The sequence below is a fragment of the Naumannella huperziae genome, assembly GCF_054073625.1.
The window spans coordinates 2,128,608-2,148,574 of sequence record NZ_JBSXPH010000001.1 but is presented as its reverse complement, the minus strand read 5'-3'; the positions used below and the strand labels follow the sequence as shown (position 1 = coordinate 2,148,574).

Here is a 19,967-nt window from a genome sequence, read left to right as displayed (position 1 = left end):
TCCGCCCGCGCGAGACACCCCCGGAAGAATGGGCCGCATGGCACGACGCGACAGCACTGGTACGCCGGCGATCGCCGCCCTGGTCGCAGCCGGCGCGGCGCACACGTTGCACCCCTATCCGCACGACCCGCGCAGCTCCGCGTTCGGCGACGAGGCGGTGGCCGCGCTCGGACTGGATCCGCGGCACGTCTTCAAGACCCTGATCGCCCGGGTCGGACCGGCGGGCGGCTTGGTCTGCGCGGTGCTGCCCGTTGCCGACCGACTCGACCTCAAGGCGTTCGCGGCCGCCGCCGGCGGCAAGCGCGCCGAGCTGGCCGATCCGGCCGCGGCGCAGCGGTCCAGCGGCTACGTGGTCGGCGGCATCTCCCCGCTGGGCCAGCGGCATCCGCTGCCGACGATCATCGACGACAGCGCGCGGGCATGGCCGACGATCTTCGTCTCGGCCGGTCGCCGGGGCCTGCAGGTCGAGCTGGCGCCGACCGACCTGGCGGCGCTGACCGATGCGCAGTGGGCCGCGATCGCCCGCTGATCAGCGGCGACGCCAGGGCAGTCGCAGCGGCGTCGGCTCCTCGTGGTCCGGGGCGAGCGAGGACCACAACAGGACCGGCAGCACGCCCGCCAGCGGCCAGGCCAGCAGCGCCGCGCTGCCGCGTACCGTCAGCGCGACCGCGACCACGTCGCCCGGCTGGGCCATCGCGATCCGGGACTCGAAGTCGCCGGGGCCGAGCAGCCAGCCGACCAGCCAGCAGACCAGACCCGCCGCCAGCGCGCCCAGCGCCGCCAGCACCGCGACCGGCCAGCCCAGCTCGGACAACCAGCGCCAGCAGATCACCCCGAGCGCGAGGCTCAGCACCAGCCCGATCACCACGAACCAGGCGTCCGAGGCGTAGTAGCTCGCCAGGCCGCGTTCGGTCGTGGTGGCGGCTCCGTCCGGGGCGATCTGGTAACCGGGCAACGCGACCACGGCGAACCACAGTGCCCCCGCCAGGGCGCCGGTCGCCGCGCACAGGGCGAACCAGATCGCCGCCCAGCGGGCGATCCTGGTGGCGGAGAAGGCCGGGCGCAGCTCCGGCGGGGTGGCCATGTCATCGGTGATCACGGGGATCGACCCGGTGGTCACGGCGTCACCGACATAGCGCACATCGGGCTGCTCGGCGGCGGGCCGCGTCTCGTGCCCCTCGGGTGCCTGCCTGCCCCCGGCCGGTTGTTGGAAAACCATGATCAGCTCGCCAGGCAGGCCGGGCCGAGCAGCGCCTTGAGATCGGCCATCAGGGGCGGTGACGGGGCGACCCGCAAGGTGTCCGGCAGCCGCCAGCGCTCCAGCATCTCCCCCGCCGGCACCAGCACCTGGACATCGGTCGTGCCCGGGTAGCGACGCAGCACGTTCTGCAGCTCCGCGACGCTGTGGGAGTTGATCCGGGTCCGGTTCAGTGTCAGCACGACCGGGCCGGCCGGGCCGGTCGTCACATCGGGCAGGGTCATCTCCTGCCCGATGATCTCGACGGCATCCTCCTTGGCGCGCGCCTTGCCCTTGACCCGGACCACCGTGTCCGTCGCCAGCACATGTGCCACCAACTGGTACGCCTTGGGGAACATCAGCACATCGATCGACGCCTCCAGGTCCTCCACGGTGACGACCGCCCAGGTGTCGCCGGCCTTGGTCACCCGGCGGTTCACGGCGGTGATCATCCCGGCGATCGTCACCGTCGCCTCCCGCGGGCCGTCCTCGCCGAGCAGCGACCCGATCGTGGTGTCGCGCGCTGCGGCCAGCACGTGCTCCAGTCCCTGCAGCGGATGATCACTGACATAGAGCCCGAGCATCTCGCGCTCGAACGCCAGCCTGGTCCGCTTGTCCCAGTCCTCGATGTCGGGCAGCACGGGGCCGGACGCGGCCCCGGCCCCACCGTCGGGATCCGCGAACTCGCCGAACAGGTCGTCCTGACCGTTGGCCTCGTTGCGCTTGAGCTCCACCACCTGGTCGATCGCGGTCTCGAAGACCTCCATCAACGCCCGGCGGCCGTGCCCCATCGAATCGAACGCGCCGGCCTTGATCAGGGATTCGGTGACCCGCTTGTTGCAGGCGACGAGCGGGATCTTGTCCAGGTAGTCGCCGAAGTCCCGCGCCGGGCCGAGCTCCTCGCGGGCGGCGATGATGCCGCTGACGACATTGGCACCGACATTGCGGATGGCGGTCAGCCCGAAGCGGATGTCGTCGCCGACCGGGGTGAAGTCGTGCGCGGACTCGTTGACGTCCGGCGGCAGCACCCGGATCCCCATCCGGCGGCACTCCGCCAGGTAGATCGCCATCTTGTCCTTGTCGTTCTTCACCGACTCCAGGACCGCCGCCATGTACTCGGCCGGATAGTGCGCCTTCAGGTACGCCGTCCAGTAGGAGACCAGGCCGTAGGCCGCGGAGTGTGCCTTGTTGAAGGCATAGGACGAGAACGGCACCAAGACGTCCCACAACGCCTTGATGGAGGCGTCGGAGTAACCGTTCGCCCGCATCCCGTCGGAGAACGGACCGAACTCGGCGTCCAGCACCTCCTTCTTCTTCTTGCCCATCGCCTTGCGCAGCAGATCGGCCTGGCCGAGGCTGTAGCCGGCGAGCTGCTGGGCGATGCGCAGCACCTGCTCCTGGTAGACGATCAGCCCGTGGGTCTCGCCGAGGATCGGTTCCAGCGCCTCGGCCAGCTCGGGGTGCAGGTACTCGACGTGCTGTTGGCCGTTCTTGCGCATCGCGTACTTGGTGTGCGATTCCGCGCCCATCGGCCCGGGCCGGTACAGGGCGCCGAGGGCGGAGATGTCCTCGAACCCGTCCGGACGCATCAGTCGGCAGAGCTGCCGGTAGCCGGTGGAGTCGAACTGGAAGACCCCCAGGGTCTCGCCGCGGGTCAGCAGCGCATAGACCGCCGGGTCGTCCAGGGTCTTGGACAACTGGTCCAGGTCGACGTCGATGTCGCGGTTGGCCTTCACGTTCTTCACCGCGTCGTCGAGGATCGTCAGGTTGCGCAACCCGAGGAAGTCCATCTTGACCAGCCCGAGCGTCTCGCAGGTCGGGTAGTCGAACTGGGTGATGATCGCGCCGTCCGCCTCGCGCTTCATGATCGGGATGATGTCCAGCAACGGCTCGCTCGACATGATCACGCCCGCGGCGTGCACGCCCCACTGCCGCTTCAGACCCTCGATGCCCATCGCCTTGTCGACGACCAGCTTGGCCTCGGCGTCGGACTCGTACAGCCCGCGGAACTCCCCGCCCTCGTGGTAGCGCTCGTGCGAGGGGTCGAAGATCTTGTCCAGCGGGACGTCCTTGCCCTGCACCGCGGGTGGCATCGCCTTGGTGATCTTCTCCCCCGTGGAGAACGGGAAGCCGAAGACCCGGGAGGCGTCCTTGACGGCCTGCTTGGCCTTGATCGTGCCGTAGGTGACGATCATCGCCACCCGGTCATCGCCGTACTTCTCGGTGACGTAGCGGATCACCTCGGGGCGCCGACGGTCGTCGAAGTCGACGTCGAAGTCCGGCATCGACCTGCGCTCGGGGTTGAGGAAGCGCTCGAAGATCAGGCCGTGCTGCAGCGGGTCGAGGTCGGTGATCCGCATGGCGTACGCGCACATCGAACCGGCGCCCGACCCGCGACCCGGGCCGACCCGGATGCCGTTGTTCTTGGCCCAGTTGATGAAGTCGGCGACCACCAGGAAGTAGCCCGGGTAGCCCTTGCCGACGATCACCTCGGTCTCGTACTCGGCCTGCCGGCGCGCGGAGTCGGGTACGCCACCCGGATAGCGCTCGTGCAGCCCGCGCTCCACCTCCTTGACGAACCAGGAGGTCTCGTCCTCTCCCGCCGGGACGGGGAACTGCGGCATGAACCGGCCCTCGCCCTCGGTGAACTCGACATTGCACCGCTCGGCGATCTCCAGGGTGTTGTCGCAGGCGTCGGGCAGCTCGGCGAAGAGCTCGCGCATCTCGGCTGCCGACTTCAGGTAGTAGCCGTCGCCGTCGAACCGGAACCGCTTCGGGTCGTCCATGTTGGAGCCGGACTGCACACACAACAACACCTCGTGCGCGGCGGCGTCCTCGCGGCGGGTGTAGTGCAGATCGTTGGTCGCGACCAGCGGCAGGCCCAGATCCTTGGCGATCTTGAGCAGATCGGCCCGGACCCGGTTCTCGATGTCGAGGCCGTGATCCATCAGCTCGACGTAGTAGTTGCCGGCGCCGAAGATGTCGCGGAACTCCGCAGCCGCATCGCGGGCCTGGGCGTACTTGCCGAGCCGGAGCAGCGTCTGCACCTCCCCGGACGGGCAGCCGGTGGTCGCGATCAGGCCCTCGGCATAGGTGTGCAGCAGCTCGCGGTCCATCCGCGGCTTGTAGAAGAAGCCTTCCAGCGAGGCGCGCGAGCCGAGGCGGAACAGGTTGTGCATGCCCTGGGTGGTCTCGGCCAGCAGGGTCAGGTGGGTGTACGCCCCGGCGCCCGAGACATCGTCGCCGCCGCCGTCGCCCCACTGCACCCGCTTGCGTTCGCCGCGATGCGTGCCCGGCGTGAGATAGGCCTCGAGGCCGATGATCGGCTTGACGCCGGTGCCCTTCGCGGCCCGGTAGAACTCGTGGGCACCGAACGAGAAGCCGTGGTCGGTGACCGCGATCGCCGGCATCTGCTGCTCCGCCGCCACCTCGAACAGGTCGCCGACCCGAGCGGCGCCGTCCAGCATCGAGTACTCCGAATGCACGTGCAGGTGGACGAACGAATCGCCGTTACGGGCGTCACGCGGCATCTGGTGCGGCCTCCTCGAACTGCGGTGGGCTCGAACTGCGGTGGGGCTCGAACTTCGGTGGGGCGGTGCGGCGGGCGGCGGCTGACGGGCCGCCCGGGCTCACGCGGAGTCCCAGACTAGACGGGCCGACCGACCTCTCGGGGACGCGCGCCGCGGGGCGGCGTACCTCACTTCTTCTCCCACCCGTTGCGCTCCAGCCAACCGGTGAAGAACTTGCGGGTCAGCCAGATCGCCCCCGCCACCAGCGCCGCCATCAGCACACACAACACGATCAGCGCGATCAGCGCACTGTTGCGGTCCATTCGCTTCCTCTCGCCCTCGGCGCATCGCAGTCTAGGCTGATTGCGTCCGGGGCGATCGCGCGCGACGTGGGCGCTCTCACAGCCCGATCCGCTTGGCCTGCGGGGGCCCCGCGTGTTTCCATCGATGCGGGTACGCCGGGACCGGCCCGGCGCCGGACTTAGGCTATCCTCACTTGAGTCCCCCAGCCCGAGCCCACGACAAGCCACGAAGGAACTCCGCACCGATGAGTCAGTTGACCCTCGACCGTTACTCCCACCTCGACACCGTCGTCCGGGCCGTGCCCAGCGACCACGATCTGTCGGTGCTGGGCGAGCAGGTCGAGGCCCTGCATCCGGAGCTGACGGGGCTGGACCACGCGACCGCCTTCGACCGGATGTATGCGGCCGGGGAGAGCCTGCGCGAGGAGGTGCCGGAGCTCGCCGAGCTGCTGGCCGACATCGCCAGCCACACGTCGTTCAAGGCGACCGTCCTGGTGCTGCCGCCGGCGGCGGAGAACGAGCTGCCGCCGACACCGGTCGACTACCGCAGCCCGGAGGACAACGAGTTGCTCAAGGTCGGCATCTACCGCGGCCTGGTGCTGGGGCTCGCCGGTTGGTACGGCTTCGGCTACACCTCCCAGCAGCCGGGGAACGTGATCAACGACGTGATCGCCATCCAGCGCCTGGCCGGGGTGCACGGCGTGAGCGCCAACGCCGCGGCCGAGCTCGGCCTGCACACCGAGGACGCCTCCTACAACCTGGCCGATGCGGTCGCCGAGGACGGCTCGCGGCTGGACGCCAGCTACGACATCAGCCCCGACTGGCTGACCCTGCACTTCCTGCGCAATCCCGACCGGGTGCCGACCTTCGTCTCCGCACCGGACCCCGATGCGCTGTCCGACCGCGCCAACGAGCTGCTGCGCCAGCCCTACTACATCAACCTGACCAATCCCGGCCAGGGCGGTGCCGACAACAACGCCGACCTGCCGCAGGCGCTGCTGTATGAGTCCCCCGGCCGCTCGGAGACCTTCATCCGGGCGAACACGGCGAACCTGATCGTGGTCAAGGACGCACATCCCGAGGCCCAGGCCGCGCTCGATGAGTTCCGCTCGGTGCTCGGCGACTTCGCCGTGGACCTGCCGACCGACCCGGGCTGCCTGGTGCTGATCGACAACCGGCGGGTGCTGCACGGGCGGCGCAACTACACCGAGGCCAAGTCCCCGCGCTTCGACGGCACCGACCGCTGGCAGCAGCGCGTCGTCTGCGCCGACGACGCCTCCCGGGTGAAGACCTACGAGGACGCCGCGCGGATCATCAACCCGCAGAACCTGCTCGCCCGGCTCAAGTGAGCGAGCGCGCCGCACCGTTGCGCGTCGCCGTCGTCGGGTACGCCACCGACGGCCGCGCCACCGCGGCCTACCACGCCGCCCGGGGCGACCGGGTCGAGATCCGCGACGCCAACCCCGCGACCGAGATCGACCCCTCCTTCGACCGCCTGCTCGGGCCGGACCATCTGTCCGACCTGGACTCCTTCGACCTGGTGGTCCGCAGCTCCGGCGTCCACCCCGACAAGCTGTTGGCCGCCAATCCCGCGGCACCGGGGCTGGCAGACAAGATCACCACCAGCGTGAACGAGTTCGTCCGCCACAGCCCGAGCAGCCACCTGTACGGGGTGACCGGCACCAAGGGCAAGGGCACCACCGCCACCTTGATCGCCGAGTTGCTGCGCGCGGCGGGGCGCACGGTGCATCTCGGCGGCAATATCGGCATCGGCATGTTGTCCCTGCTGCCCCTGGTCGGCCCCGATGATCATTGCGTGCTGGAGTTGTCCAGCTTCCAGCTCTTCGACTTCACCGGCCGGGTGCCGACCGCGGTGGCGCTGAGCATCACTCCCGAGCACCTGAACTGGCATGCCGATCTTGCCGACTACCAGGGCGCCAAGGCGCGGCTGTTCGCCCACCAGGCGCCCGGGGACGTGACGGTGTTCAATGCGCGCTCGGCCACGGCCGCCGCGGCCGCCGCGCACAGCCCGGGCCGGCGGCTCGGTTTCGACGTGCCGCCGATCGGTGAGTCCCCGGCGGCGCGCGAGGCCGCATTCGTCGACGGCGAGCGACTCTGGCACGGCGACACGATGATCATGGACGTCGCGGAGATCGCGCTCCCGGGCCGGCACAACCTGGAGAATGTCTGCGCCGCGGTCTCGGCCACCTGGCCCGAGATCGCCGGCGATCTGGACGCGGCCCGCGCCGTGCTGCGTCGCTGGTCGGGCCTGAGCGAGCACCTCGAGCTGATCCGCGAGACCGGCGGCGTGCGGTGGTACAACGACACCTACGCCACGGCGCCCGATGCCGCGCTGGCGGCGATGCGCAGCTTCGACCGGCCCAAGGTGTTGATCATCGGCGGCATCGACAAGCAGGTGCCGCAGGCCGATTTCGTGGCCGCGATCGCGGCCGAGCAGTCGGTCCGCGGGGTGGTGCTGATCGACGACCTCGCCCCGCAACTGGCGGAGCTGTTCGCCGGGCGCGGATACGACCGGGCGGTTCTCGGCGGGGACTCGATGGACGCGATCGTGGCGACCGCCGCCCGACTGGCCGAGCCGGGCGATGTGGTGCTGCTCTCCCCCGGCGCCGCCGGTAACGGCGGGATGTTCGCCGACAAGTGGGACCGCGGGCGCCGGTTCACCGCGGCGGTCGCCGCGCTCTGAGCGCGCGGCCCGCCCCTAGCTCGTGCCGACCGCCCGCTCCTGCTCGTCGGTGACCGGCGCGCTGAACTGGGCGTCGTAGAGCCGTCGGTAGGCTCCGTGCCGCTCCAGCAGCTCGGCGTGCGTACCCTGCTCGACGATCCGCCCCTTCTCCATCACCAAGATCACATCGGCGTCGCGGATCGTGGACAACCGGTGGGCGATCACGAAGCTGGTCCGGTCCGCCCGCAGCCTGGCCATTGCCTGCTGCACCAGCACCTCGGTGCGGGTGTCGACCGAGCTGGTCGCCTCGTCCAGGATCAGCAGCGCCGGGTCGGCGAGGAAGGCCCGGGCGATCGTGATCAACTGCTTCTCGCCGGCGCTGACGTTGTCGGCCTCCTCGTCGATCACCGTGTCGTAGCCGTCGGGCAGCGCGTGCACGAAGCGGTCGACATAGGCGGCGCGGGCGGCCGCCAGCAACTCCTCCTCGGTCGCGTCGAGGCGACCGTAGGCGATGTTGTCGCGGATCGTGCCGCCGAACAGCCAACTGTCCTGCAACACCATCCCGGTGACCGCACGCAGTTCCTTGCGGGGTACGCCGGCGAGGTCGACGCCGTCCAGGGCGATCACCCCACCCTGCACGTCGTAGAAGCGCATCAGCAGGTTGACCAGGGTCGTCTTGCCGGCCCCGGTCGGCCCCACGATGGCCACGGTCTGGCCCGGCTCGGCGACCAGGTCGAGGCCGGTGATCAACTCGCTGTCCGGATCGTAGGAGAAGGACACATCGTCGAAGACCACCCGACCCCGGACCGGCCGCGCCAGCGCCCCGGAGGGCTCCGCCGACTGTTCGGCCGCATCCAGCACCTCGAACACCCGCTCGGCCGAGGCGACACCGGACTGGAGCAGGTTGGCCATCGCGGCGATCTGGGACAGCGGCTGGGTGAACTGGCGGGAGTACTGGATGAATGCCTGCACCTCGCCGATGGTCATCTGGCCGCCGGCAACCCGGAGGCCACCGACCACGGCGATCACCACATAGTTGAGGTTCCCGATCAGCATCGTCGCCGGCATGATCAACCCGGACAGGAACTGCGAGGCGAACCCGGCGGCGAACAGCCGCTCGTTGCGCTGCGCGAACTCGGCCTCCACCTCGCGCTGCCGGCCGAAGACCTTGACCAGTTGATGGCCCGTGTAGGCCTCCTCGACCTGGGCGTTCAGGGCGCCGGTGGCGGCCCAGTTCTCGATGAATCGGCGCTGCGCGCGCGAGCCGATCACCGCCGAGATGCCGAGCGTGACCGGGACGGTGATCAGGGCGATCACGGCCAGGATCGGCGAGGTGAGGAACATCATGATGATCACGCCGATCACCATCAGCAGCGCGTTGACGAGCTGGGCCAGGGTCTGCTGCAACACCTGGGCGACGTTGTCGATGTCGTTGGTGACGCGGCTCAGCAACTCCCCGCGTGCGGTCTTGTCGAAATAGCTCAGTGGGAGGCGGTTGAGCTTGTCCTCGACCTGGCCGCGCATCCGGCGTACCGACCGCTGGACGGCACCGTTCAGCAACCAGCCCTGCGCGAAGCCCAGCAGCACCGCCACCAGGTAGCACCCGGCGGCCAGCATCAGCACCATGCCCAGTTCGCCGAAGTCGATCCCGGCCGCCCGGTCGACCACGGCACCGTTCCAGACGACATCGGTCGCCCAGCCGAGGATCCGGGGGCCGATCACGTTCAGCAGCACCGCGCCGAGGGCGAAGACCAGCGCGCAGCCGAGCACCGCCCGCTCGGGCCGCAGATGGCCGAGCAGCCGGCGCACCGACGGGCCGAAGTTCAGTGCCTTCTCGGCGGGGGCCTGGGTGGCGAGGGGGCCGCGGCCGTGGCCGCGCATGGGCGCCGGACGGGCGTTGGTGCTCGTACGCTCGCTCATGCCGCGGCCTCCTCGGCGCTCAGTTGGGAGGCGACGATCTCGACGTAGGTCTGACAGGTCTCCAGCAGCTCCTGGTGGGTGCCGATCCCGACCACCTCGCCGTGTTCGAGTACCACGATCTGATCGGCATCGCGCACGGTGGCGATGCGCTGACCGACCATGATCACCGCTGCGTCGCGGGTCTCGGCGCGCAGCGCGCCGCGCAGCCGGGCGTCGGTCGCCACATCCAGCGCGGAGAACGAGTCGTCGAAGATCAGGATCTTGGCGCGGGCCACCAGCGCACGGGCGATCGACAGACGCTGCCGCTGACCGCCGGAGACGTTGGTGCCACCCTGGCTGATCGGTGCGTCCAGCCCTTCGGGCAGATCGGCGACGAAGTCGGCGGCCTGGGCCACCTCGAGTGCCCGCCACAGCTCGTCGTCGGTGGCGTCGGGATTGCCGTAGCGCAGGTTGGAGGCGACGGTGCCGGAGAACAGGAACGCCTTCTGCGGCACCAGGGCAAGACTGCGCCACAGCGCGTCGGCGGCGATCTCGCGGACCGGTACACCACCGACGGACACGGTGCCGGCGGTCGCGTCGAAGAACCGCGGGACGAGCGAGATCAGGGTGGTCTTCCCGGCACCGGTCGAGCCGATGATCGCCGTGGTCTGCCCCGGGTGGGCCGAGAAGCTGATGTCGCGCAGCACCGGCGCGTCGGCACCGGGATAGGTGAACGACACCCGGTCGAAGTCGACCCGACCCGGCTCGGGCAGCGCGGTCACCCCGTCCGGGTCGAAGTCCACGCTGGACCCGGTGGCCAACACCTGTCCGATGCGATCGGCAGAGACCGCCGCACGCGGCGCCATCACGAACAAGAAGGTCGCCATCATCACCGACATCAGGATCTGGATCAGGTAGGCGATGTAGGCCGTCAGTTGCCCGACCTGGAGCTGGCCCTCGACAATCCGTGCCGCGCCGAACCAGACGACGGCGACGCTGGACAGGTTCGCCACTCCCATCACGATCGGGAACATCGCGGCCATCCAGCGGCCGGCGGACGTGGCCACCTCCGCCAGCGCGACGCTCGCCCGGTCGAATCGCGCGGCCTCGTAGTCCTCGCGGACGAATGCGCGGACCACCCGGATCCCCATGATCTGCTCGCGCAGCACCCGGTTCACGCCGTCGATGTTCTCCTGCATCCGCCGGAACAGGGGTCCCATCCGGGAGACGATCACCGCGATCAGGCCGACCAGGACAGCCACCGCGACCACGATCAACCAGGACAGCCCGATATCCTCGCGCACGGCGAGCACCACGCCGCCGATCATGGTGATCGGCGCGGCGACCAGCAGCGTCGCGGCCATCACCACGAGCATCTGCACCTGCTGCACGTCGTTGGTGTTGCGGGTGATCAGCGTGGGCGCACCGAAGGAGTTGAGCTCGCGCGCGGAGAACGACAGCACGCGATCGAAGATCGCGCCTCGCACGTCGCGGCCGAATGCCATCGCCGCCCGGGCGCCGAAGTAGACGGCCGCGGCCTGACAGCCGAGCTGCAGCAGGCTGGCACCGAGCATGATCGCGCCGGTACGCCAGATCAGCCCGATGTCACCGACCGCGACCCCGTCGTCGATGATCCGCGCGTTCAGTGTGGGCAGATAGAGCCCACTGATCGAGGCCACCAGTTGCAGGCAGACCACGACCACGATCCAGCCGACGTAGGGCCGCAGGAAGCGCCGGAGCAGTCGAATCAGGTTCATCAGCTTCTGCCCCCAACGAGCGCCCCGTGCAACACCAGGTCGACGACCGTGGCCTTGTCGCGCAGGGCCGACTCGCGCAGCATCGGGTGCGCCGCCTGCATCGCCAACGCGTTGATCAACAACATCAGCGACCTGATGTCGACGGCGAGCCGCCGGCGGTCGGCGTCGAGCACCTGACCGGCGGCCTCGACGACCAGCCGCTGATAGTCCGCGTGCCGCCGGCGGTGCTGGTCGGCGGCCTCCCCCTTGCCGGCGTTCGGGGGGCCCAGTGCGAAGACCAGCGCCAGCACTTCCTCGTGCCGATGCAGCAGGATCTGCCAGATGGCGCCGATGCGCTCCTCCAGCGAGCGGGTCGGGTCGATCGCGAGGATGCGTTCGCCCAGCACGCTGGCATCGGCGAGGCGAGCCAGCGCGGCCTCGATGATCTCCTCCTTGGAGGCGAACGCCCGAAAGATCGTGCCCTCGGCGATTCCGGCGGCGTCGGCGATCTGTCGCGTCGTGACCTGGCGCCCGTGCTCCCTCAGCAGGGGCAACGCGGCGTCCACGATCTGATCGCGTCGCTCGGTCTGCGGCAGGGCGTCGGCTCGGGGTGACACGACGGGAAGCCTATCGGAGTGAGCACTCACTCACAATCGCATTTCCCGGGCCCGGCACGGCCGCGGCCGGAATCTCTTGGCGCGCTGTCGGTGCCGCCCAGCACAATGGCGCAGGTGACCTACAGCAGCCCACTCGTGGGGCGGGGCGAGGAACTGACCGCTCTGGCCGACACGGTGCTCGGCCGGGCAGGCGGCGCGGCGCTGCTCGGCGGCGATGCCGGGGTCGGCAAGTCACGCCTGCTCGACGCTCTGGCCGGGCTCGCCGCGGATCGCGGGGTCCGGGTGCTGGTCGGGCACTGCCTCGAGCTCGGCGACGCGGCGCCGCCCTATCTGCCGTTCGCCGAGTTGGTCGCGGGCCTGGGGTCCGGGCTGGCCGATGAGTTCCCCGCGCTGGCGCCGTTGTTGCCGGCCGGGTCCGCCGGCGGGTGGTCGGAGCGCGCCGCGCTGCTGCTCGGCCTGCACGGAGCGATCGAGCGGGCAGCCGCCACGGGCCCGCTGCTGCTGATCGTCGAGGACGTGCACTGGGCCGACTCCTCGACCCGAGATGCGCTCGGCTACCTGTTGATCCGTGGATTCACCGGGCCGGTCGGCCTGGTGATCAGTTGGCGCACCGACGACATCGATCGGCGCCATCCGCTGCGCCGCTCGCTCGCCGAATGGACCCGCCTGCCCCGCGTCGGACGGGTGGTGCTGGGCCCGCTCGGCGATGAGGAGATGCGCGCGATCCTGGGCGATCTGGGCGACCCGGATCCGGCGCCGGAGCTGCTCGAGCTCGCCGGCGGCAATCCCTTCTATGCCGAGGAACTGCACGCCGCCCGCAGCCTGGGCGCGACCCGGATCAGCGATCAGCTCACCGAGTTGTTGGCGGTACGCCTGGAGCGCCTCACCCCGCAGGCCCGGACGGTCGCTCGGGTCGCGGCGCTGGCCGGACACCGGGTCGGTGACGACCTGCTCGCCGCGGTGACCGGGCTGCCGCGTCCCGAGCTCGAGGCGGCGCTGCGCGAGTTGCTGGACCAACACGTCCTGCAGACCACCGACACCCCGCCCGGCTATCGGGTCCGGCATGCGCTGCTGGCGGCCACCATCCGCGAGGAATTGTTGCCCGGGGAGCGCTCGCGACTGCACGGCGCCCTCGCCACGGCGCTCGGCGAGCGCCCGGATTCCGCGCCCGCCGAGATCGCCGAGCACGCCCGCCAGGCCGGCGACGCCCGGCTCGCCTTCCCCGCCCTGATCGCCGCCGGCCGCCGCGCCGAGGAGTCCTCCGCCCCCGACCGCGCCGCCCGGCACTATGCCGACGCCCTCGAACTGGCCGGTCGCGACCCCGCTCTGCTCGAGTTGACCGATGCGCCCGATGTTGACGCGCTGGTGATCTCCGCCTCGCGGGCCTGGCGGGCCGCGGGCGACGAGTTCCGCGCCGCCGAGTTGGTCGAGGATCGGCTCGCCCGCCTCGGTGAGGCGCCGATCGGCGCCTCCGACGCGGAGCTGCAGACGCGCGCCGACCTGCTGATGGAGCTCGCGCTGGCGCACGACGTGCTCGATGTCGCGGGGCAGCCGCTGGAGCGGCTGCTGGCGATGATCGGACGCCTCGACCGCCCCAGCCCGCAGCGGGCCCGGCTGCGCCACATGGCGGCCCGGATGGCGGTCCGGATCGACGACTTCGAGCTGGCCCGCAGCCAGGGCGAGGCGAGCCTGGCGGAGGCCCGGGAGCTGGCCGTGCCCGGACTGGCCGCCGACATCGAGACCACGCTCGCCCGGCTCGACGACTTCGCCGGCCATTCCGAGGCCTCGGCCGAGACCCTGCGCTCCCTGATCGCGCGCAGCGAGCGCGCGGGCCGGCAGGCAGCGGAGCTGCGCGCCCGCTACCAGTTGGCCAGGGTGCTCGCCCGGCTCGACGATCACCCCGACACGCTGACCGCGCTGCTGGCGCTCGTCCGCCGTGGCCGCGAGCTGGGCGTGGCCACCGCCAATCCGCATGCCCGCGACGGCCGGGCACTGGCGGGCCACTTCGCCATCCTCACCGGGCGGTGGCAGACCGCGGACGAGCTGCTCGCCGCCGACGGTGCGCCCGGGGTCGAGGCGGCCGCCATCCGCGCGCTGCGCCTGGTGCTCGACGCCCAGCGCGGGCGTACCGATGCGGCACTGGCCGCGCTCACCCTGGTCCGTCCGGCCTGGACCCGCGACATGTTCGTCGCCGTGCACAGCGCGGTCGCCACGATCGACATGCACGGCGCGCGGGGCGATGTCGCGGCCATGCTGGCGGTGTATGCCGACCTCGCCGCGGTCGACGGCGCGATCTGGTCCGACCGGGCCGATTTCTGGGTCCGCGCCGCGACCACGACGCTGCTCCGGATCGCCGATCTGGCGTTGGCCGATCCGGCGCAGGCGGCCCGGCACCGCGAGGCGGTGGCCCGGCTCGGTTCGGATGTCGACCGGGTACGCACCGCGTACGCCGAGGGCCGGGTGCCCGGCTCCGGCACCACGCCGGGTGTCGAGCTGCGCGCCTGGGCCGCGCGGGCCGACGCGGTGCGGCCCCTGCTGGCGGCGATCGCCGCCGGCGATCGCGTCCCGCCGCCCGAGTCGGTCGAGGCCGCACGCGCCTCGCTCGCCGAGTTCGTCGCCGGCGACATCCCGTTCGAGGAGGCCCGCGCCCGGATCCTGCTCGCTGACCTGCTCGAACGCTCCGGCGATCGCGCCGGCGCGCGGGACGAGCGGCGCGCGGCGCTGACGCTGGCGGAGCAGCTCGGCGCCGGCGAACTGGTCGCGCGCCTGCGACCCGGCGGGACCGTCGGCCCGCTGACCGCGCGCGAGACCGAGGTGCTGCGGTTGGTCGCCGCCGGCTCGACCAACGGTCAGATCGCCGAACGGCTGCACATCAGCACCAAGACCGCCAGCGTGCACGTGTCCAACATCTTGGCCAAGCTCGGCGCGGCCAATCGTTCGGAGGCGGCCGCCACGGCGACCCGGCAGGGATTGCTCTGAATCCCGTCCGTCACCGACCGGATAGCGCTCGCGCCCGACGAGCGCGGAAGCATCCCGGGTCGCCGGATCGGCTGCCCCCGCGCCCGCCCGATGCGGTGCCGCGGCGGTGTGTCACGATGCGGCCATGAGCGCTGTCACCGAGCCCACCACTGCCGCGGGGACGGGTTCCCTGCCCACCGATCCGGCCGAGATCGCCCGCCTCGATCGCGCGCACGTCTTCCACTCCTGGTCCGCCCAGGACAAGGTCGACCCGATGGTCGTCGTGGGCGGCGAGGGCAACTACGTGATCGCCGGCGACGGCCGCCGTTACCTCGACTTCTCCGGGCAACTCGTCTTCACCAACATCGGCCATCAACACCCCAGGGTCACCGAGGCGATCGCCGCCCAGGCGGCCCAGCTCTGCACCACCGCGCCCGCGCACGCCACGGCGGCGAAGTCGGAGGCCGCACGACTGATCGCCGAGCTCACCCCCGGCGACCTCGATTCGATCTTCTTCACCAACGGCGGCGCGGAGGCCACCGAGCACGCGATCCGGATGGCGCGGCAGTTCACCGGCCGGAACAAGATCTTGTCCCGATACCGCTCCTACCACGGCGCGACCCAGACGGCGATCAACGTCACCGGCGACGAGCGACGCTGGCCGTCCGACACCGCGACCGCGGGCACCGTGCACTTCTTCGGCCCCTTCCTGTATCGCTCGGTCTTCCACGCCGAGACGCCCGAGCAGGAGCGCGACCGGGCCCTGGAGCACCTGGAACAGACGATCCGGATGGAGGGACCCGACACCATCGCCGCGGTGATGTTGGAGACCATCCCCGGGACCGCCGGAATCATGCCGCCGCCGGAGGGCTATCTCGCCGGGGTACGCCGGATCTGCGACCGGTACGGGGTGTTGCTGATCCTGGACGAGGTGATGGCGGGCTTCGGCCGCACCGGCCGTTGGCTGGCGCTCGACCACTACGAGGTGACCCCGGATCTGATGACCTTCGCCAAGGGCGTCACCGCCGGCTACGTGCCGCTGGGCGGCGTGGCGATCTCGCGCGCGATTCGTGATCACTTCGGGCAGCGTCCCTATCCGGGCGGGCTGACCTACTCGGGACATCCGCTGGCCTGCGCCGCGGCGGTCGCGACGATCACCACCATGCGCGCAGAGGGCATGATCGACAACGCCGACCGGATCGGCTCGCAGGTGCTCGGTCCCGGGCTGGCCGAGATCGCGCAGCGCCACCGCAGCGTCGGCGAGGCGCGTGGGATCGGCGTGTTCTGGGCGCTGGATCTGGTGGCCGATCAGGAGACGCGCGAACCGCTCGGCGCCGATCGGGTCGCGGCGACGGTCGCCGCCTGCAAGGCGGCCGGGTTGTTGCCCTTCACCGCCGGGAACCGGATCCACGTCGTGCCGTCGTGCACCATCAGCGACGACGAGGCCCGCCAGGGCCTGGCCATTCTCGACGAGGCTCTCGCGGTCGCCGACGGCCACTGAGGCGGGCTGCGCCGGCGTGCGTGATCGCGCGCCGGCGCCGCCGAGACCGCCCCGCAGGTCCCCCCCAATCCGCGAGGCGGCCCGCGATCAGGCGATCGCTGCCCGGCGGGCGCGGACGAAGCCGAGCACTCCGAGCAGGGTGCCGGCGGCGAGCAGCGCTCCACCGCCGAACACGAGCAGGCTGACCAGGGGGCTGAAGGCGCTGGCCAGCAGCAATCCCGAGGTCTGCGGGGCGAGCACCGCGCCGATCCGCCCGACGCCCAGGGCCCAGCCGAGCCCGGTACCGCGCAGGTGGGCCGGCAGCGAGGAGGTGATCGCGGCGATGATCAGGCACTGCGTGCCGTGGGTACCGATGCCGGCCAGCACCAGCGCCGCGTAGACCGCAGGGGTAGGCAGATCGGCGACGAAGATCGCGATCAGCGCGGCGCCGGCGATCACCGCCGCGATGATCGCCGACGGCACCGGACCGAAGCGGTCGCCGGCCCAGGCAGTGATCAGCGACCCGGCAACGGCGCCGAGATTGAGGGCGAGCGTGAACGACAGGGCCGAGCCGAGATCGAAACCGGAGTCGCCCATGATCTTGGGCAACTGCGTGCCGAGGCCGTACCACGCGAACAAGGTGGCGAAGGAGGCCGCCGCGAAGAGCAGGCTGGCGCCCAGGTAGGGCGCGCGCAGCAGGGTCCCGAAGCCGGCCTTCTCCGCGCCGGGCGCGCGAGCCTGCAGGGTCTCCGGGATCACCCGGGCACCGATCGGCACCAGGACGACCGCCGCGATCAACGCGATCCCGAACATCGGCCGCCAACCGGCCGCGGGGATCACCGCCATTCCCGAGGTGGCGGCGATCACGCCGCCGATCGGCACGCCGGACATCATCAAGGTGGCGACCATCGCGCGCCAGCGCGGACCGACCAGTTCGGCGGCCAGTGCGTTCGCGGTCGGCACGAGGCCACCGAGACCGATGCCGGCGATCAGCCGGAAGGCTCCGAACATCACCGGCCCGGTGGCGAGCGCACAGGCCGCCGTGAACACGGAGAAGATCAACGCACACGCGAGAATGGCGCGCTTGCGGCCAAGGCTGTCGGCGATCCGGCCGGCGGCGAGCGCGCCGATCATCATGCCGATGAAGACCATCGACCCGATGGTGCCGGCGGAGGCGGCGTTCAGCCCCCATCCGGTCGCGTTGATCAACTGGTTCTGGACCGACCCGTAGACGATCAGGTCGTAGCCGTCGCAGACCACCAGCAACCAGCACACGGCCACGGCGGCGAGCGCCTGCCGGGAACCGGGCACGACCGCGGGCGAACCGGTGGACGGCGAATCGGTGGCCGGCGGGGCGGCGGGTGTGGCGGCGGTGCGCTCATCATCGAGTCGACTCATGGCGCACAGAGTTCACCACGCGCGGCTGCCGACGGCTAACATTCTGATATGCAGAAACACCCGGTCCGCACCAGGCCGACCTACCTGCCCGAGTCGGTCGACCACGCCCTGGTACTGATCGAACTGCTCCGCGACACCGGGAGCCTCCGGGTCTCCGAGGCCGCCGTCGAACTCGGCGTCGCCCCCTCGACCGCGCACCGGCTGCTCTCGGCGCTGGTCTATCGCGGTTTCGCCACCCAGGACGAGTCCCGGCGCTATCTGCCCGGGCCGGCGGTCGGGCTCGGCCCGGCGAAGCAGCGCTGGACCAGGGAACTGCGCTCACTGGTCAGCCCCTACCTCGAGGCGCTGTCCTACCGGCTCGACGAGACGACCAACCTGCTGGTGCGGATCGGCACGAAGGTCCGCTTCCTGAGTACGGCCGAGGGCAGCCAGGCCCTGCGGGTCGGCGACCGCCAGGGCTTTGCCCTGCCGGCCCATCGCGCGTCGGCGGGCCGCGCCATCCTCGCCGAACTGCCCTGGCCGACCGTGCGCCACCTGTTCACGGGCGCGGCCGCCGAGCTGGCCGGCGATCGGCTCGACGAGGACGGGCTGCAGCACCTGCGTACCCAGCTCGACGACGCCCGCGAGCGCCGCTACGCGATCAACGTCGACGGCACCGAGGAGGGCGTCAGCGCGATCGGCATCGCGCTGCACGATTCCCGGGGTACCGCCATCGCGGGGCTCACCGTCACCGTGCCGACGCGGCGTTTCGAGGCGGTGCACACGCCCCGCACCCTGCGCGCGGTGATGGAGGTGGGCCGCTCCATCGACGGGGAGCTGCGCCAGGCGGGCCTGACCGCCGACGACTGACGGACGCCGTGTTCTGGGGGAGGCAGGAGTTCTGTGGTGCAGAATCCTCCCCGGAGACCTCGGATCCGCGCCTAGTCTCGCGACTCGCCCCGTCCGGACTCCCCAGGAGGTCATCGGTGACCCCGACCAGCAATTCCACCGCCCCCGATCGCCCCGCGAACGTGATGACTCCCCCGACGGCCGCCGAGGCCGCGGAGCTGGACGCGTTGTATGCCCGGATGGGCGCGGAGAACATGATTCCGCTGTGGACCGAGATCGGCGACCTGATGCCGCAGACTCCGCGCCCGGCCGCGGTGCCGCACGTCTGGCGCTGGTCGACGCTGCTGCCGATCGCCGAGGACGCGGGCCGGCTGGTGCCGGTCGGTCGCGGCGGCGAGCGCCGGGCGATCGCCTTGGCCAATCCCGGCCTGGGTGGCCGGCCGTACGCGACACCGACCCTGTGGGCGGCGATCCAGTATCTCGGCGGTCACGAGGTCGCTCCCGAACACCGCCACTCGCAGAACGCCTTCCGGTTCGTCGTCGAGGGTGAGGGCGTGTGGACCGTGGTGAACGGCGACCCGGTCGCCATGCGCCGCGGTGACTTCCTGCTCACCCCGGGCTGGAACTTCCACGGCCACCACAACGAGACCGATGCGCCGATGGCCTGGATCGACGGCCTCGACATCCCGTTCGTGCACTACACCGACACCACGTTCTTCGAGTTCGGCATTGACCGGGTCACCGACGAGGCCACTCCCCCGGTGTCTCGCTCGGAGCGGCTGTGGGCGCACCCGGGCCTGCGGCCGCTGTCCGGGCTCGACGACACGGTGAACTCGCCGATCGCGGCGTACCGCTGGGAGCACACCGACGCCGCCCTGGCCGAGCAGCTCGCCCTGGAGGACGAGGGGCAGCCCGCCACGGTCGAGTTGGGGCATGCCGCGGTGCGCTTCGTGAACCCGACCACCGGCGGCGACGTGATGCCGACCATCCGTGCCGAGTTCCATCGACTGCGCCCCGGCGCATCGACCGCGACCACCCGCGAGGCCGCCTCCTCGGTCTACCAGGTCTTCGACGGCGAGGGCACGGTCAGCCTCGGCGGCACCGAGCATCGCGTCGGCACCGGCGACATGTTCGTGGTTCCCTCCTGGGTGCCGTTCACCGCGCAGACCGATGCCGGCCTCGACCTGTTCCGCTTCGGCGACCAGCCGATCAGCGAGCGACTCGGGCTGGCGCGTACCCATGTCCAGCGGCCGTGAAACACCGGCCGCGTTGACCTCCCGCCAGCACCCATCCCCGTCCCGGAACCGAAGGAAGAGACCC

The 19,967-nt window shown here is 71.1% G+C and carries 14 protein-coding genes; 7 read left to right on the top strand and 7 right to left on the bottom strand.

Annotated elements, in window-relative coordinates; all coding sequences use genetic code 11:
• The first annotated feature begins 37 nt into the window (after window positions 1–37).
• On the top strand, window positions 38–529 hold the full coding sequence (gene ybaK / locus ACXDC7_RS10205) for a Cys-tRNA(Pro) deacylase (RefSeq protein WP_459222052.1): 492 nt from the start codon (window positions 38–40) through the stop codon (window positions 527–529).
• Here ybaK and ACXDC7_RS10200 read toward each other — a convergent pair whose 3' ends face one another.
• From ACXDC7_RS10200 to ACXDC7_RS10190, 3 genes are all read right to left on the bottom strand, one after another.
• On the bottom strand, window positions 530–1,219 hold the full coding sequence (locus ACXDC7_RS10200) for a hypothetical protein (RefSeq protein ID WP_246292504.1): 690 nt from the start codon (window positions 1,217–1,219) through the stop codon (window positions 530–532).
• 2 nt (window positions 1,220–1,221) lie between these two features.
• Window positions 1,222–4,767, bottom strand: coding sequence for a DNA polymerase III subunit alpha (gene dnaE / locus ACXDC7_RS10195; protein WP_179443656.1), 3,546 nt, complete (start codon window positions 4,765–4,767; stop codon window positions 1,222–1,224).
• A 167-nt stretch (window positions 4,768–4,934) separates the two neighbouring features.
• A complete protein-coding gene (locus ACXDC7_RS10190) occupies window positions 4,935–5,069 on the bottom strand; it encodes a hypothetical protein (RefSeq protein ID WP_281370010.1) in 135 nt (44 codons plus the stop codon).
• Window positions 5,070–5,293: 224 nt separating this feature from the next.
• Here ACXDC7_RS10190 and ACXDC7_RS10185 point away from each other — a divergent pair, with 224 nt between their 5' ends.
• Together ACXDC7_RS10185 and murD are read left to right on the top strand one after the other, a co-directional pair.
• A complete protein-coding gene (locus tag ACXDC7_RS10185) occupies window positions 5,294–6,397 on the top strand; it encodes a TauD/TfdA family dioxygenase (protein WP_459222051.1) in 1,104 nt (367 codons plus the stop codon).
• Window positions 6,394–7,752 carry a UDP-N-acetylmuramoyl-L-alanine--D-glutamate ligase gene (gene murD / locus ACXDC7_RS10180; protein WP_459222050.1) on the top strand — a complete coding sequence of 453 codons (1,359 nt, stop codon included), beginning with the start codon at window positions 6,394–6,396 and terminating at the stop codon, window positions 7,750–7,752. The genes ACXDC7_RS10185 and murD overlap by 4 nt, the downstream gene beginning before the upstream one ends.
• Window positions 7,753–7,767: 15 nt before the next feature.
• Here the strand turns inward: murD and ACXDC7_RS10175 are convergent, their stop codons facing one another.
• From ACXDC7_RS10175 to ACXDC7_RS10165, 3 genes are read right to left on the bottom strand one after another with little or no spacing between them, the layout of a single operon-like run.
• Entirely contained in the window at window positions 7,768–9,651 is a 1,884-nt protein-coding gene (locus ACXDC7_RS10175) for an ABC transporter ATP-binding protein (protein ID WP_459222049.1), read from the bottom strand.
• Entirely contained in the window at window positions 9,648–11,387 is a 1,740-nt protein-coding gene (locus tag ACXDC7_RS10170) for an ABC transporter ATP-binding protein (RefSeq protein WP_459222048.1), read from the bottom strand. Before ACXDC7_RS10170 ends, ACXDC7_RS10175 begins: the two co-directional genes overlap by 4 nt.
• Entirely contained in the window at window positions 11,387–11,983 is a 597-nt protein-coding gene (locus ACXDC7_RS10165) for a TetR/AcrR family transcriptional regulator (protein WP_459222047.1), read from the bottom strand. The genes ACXDC7_RS10170 and ACXDC7_RS10165 overlap by 1 nt, the downstream gene beginning before the upstream one ends.
• Window positions 11,984–12,097: 114 nt before the next feature.
• Here ACXDC7_RS10165 and ACXDC7_RS10160 point away from each other — a divergent pair, with 114 nt between their 5' ends.
• Window positions 12,098–14,962: a helix-turn-helix transcriptional regulator gene (locus tag ACXDC7_RS10160; protein ID WP_459222046.1), complete on the top strand. Its 2,865-nt coding sequence runs from the start codon at window positions 12,098–12,100 to the stop codon at window positions 14,960–14,962.
• 124 nt (window positions 14,963–15,086) lie between these two features.
• Window positions 15,087–16,442 carry an aminotransferase class III-fold pyridoxal phosphate-dependent enzyme gene (locus ACXDC7_RS10155; protein WP_459222045.1) on the top strand — a complete coding sequence of 452 codons (1,356 nt, stop codon included), beginning with the start codon at window positions 15,087–15,089 and terminating at the stop codon, window positions 16,440–16,442.
• 87 nt (window positions 16,443–16,529) lie between these two features.
• Here ACXDC7_RS10155 and ACXDC7_RS10150 read toward each other — a convergent pair whose 3' ends face one another.
• Window positions 16,530–17,819, bottom strand: a complete 1,290-nt coding sequence (locus ACXDC7_RS10150) for an MFS transporter (protein ID WP_179443664.1) — start codon at window positions 17,817–17,819, stop codon at window positions 16,530–16,532.
• Between the two features lie 48 nt (window positions 17,820–17,867).
• Between ACXDC7_RS10150 and ACXDC7_RS10145 the strand changes: the two genes are divergently transcribed.
• The gene (locus ACXDC7_RS10145) at window positions 17,868–18,668 is read left to right on the top strand and encodes an IclR family transcriptional regulator (protein ID WP_179443665.1); all 801 of its coding nucleotides are present in this window, start codon (window positions 17,868–17,870) and stop codon (window positions 18,666–18,668) included.
• Between the two features lie 116 nt (window positions 18,669–18,784).
• Window positions 18,785–19,903 (top strand): cupin domain-containing protein, encoded by a 1,119-nt coding sequence (locus ACXDC7_RS10140; RefSeq protein WP_343045811.1) that lies wholly within the window; start codon window positions 18,785–18,787, stop codon window positions 19,901–19,903.
• The last annotated feature ends 64 nt before the right edge of the window (window positions 19,904–19,967 follow it).

Coding starts and splice junctions, on each gene's coding strand:
- ACXDC7_RS10150 (WP_179443664.1), bottom strand. CDS start 17,819: ATGAGTCGACTCGATGATGAGCGCACCGCCGCCACACCCGCCGCCCCG.
- dnaE (WP_179443656.1), bottom strand. CDS start 4,767: ATGCCGCGTGACGCCCGTAACGGCGATTCGTTCGTCCACCTGCACGTG.
- ACXDC7_RS10145 (WP_179443665.1), top strand. CDS start 17,868: ATGCAGAAACACCCGGTCCGCACCAGGCCGACCTACCTGCCCGAGTCG.
- ACXDC7_RS10155 (WP_459222045.1), top strand. CDS start 15,087: ATGAGCGCTGTCACCGAGCCCACCACTGCCGCGGGGACGGGTTCCCTG.
- ACXDC7_RS10185 (WP_459222051.1), top strand. CDS start 5,294: ATGAGTCAGTTGACCCTCGACCGTTACTCCCACCTCGACACCGTCGTC.
- ACXDC7_RS10190 (WP_281370010.1), bottom strand. CDS start 5,069: ATGGACCGCAACAGTGCGCTGATCGCGCTGATCGTGTTGTGTGTGCTG.
- ACXDC7_RS10175 (WP_459222049.1), bottom strand. CDS start 9,651: ATGAGCGAGCGTACGAGCACCAACGCCCGTCCGGCGCCCATGCGCGGC.
- ACXDC7_RS10170 (WP_459222048.1), bottom strand. CDS start 11,387: ATGAACCTGATTCGACTGCTCCGGCGCTTCCTGCGGCCCTACGTCGGC.
- ybaK (WP_459222052.1), top strand. CDS start 38: ATGGCACGACGCGACAGCACTGGTACGCCGGCGATCGCCGCCCTGGTC.
- ACXDC7_RS10200 (WP_246292504.1), bottom strand. CDS start 1,219: ATGGTTTTCCAACAACCGGCCGGGGGCAGGCAGGCACCCGAGGGGCAC.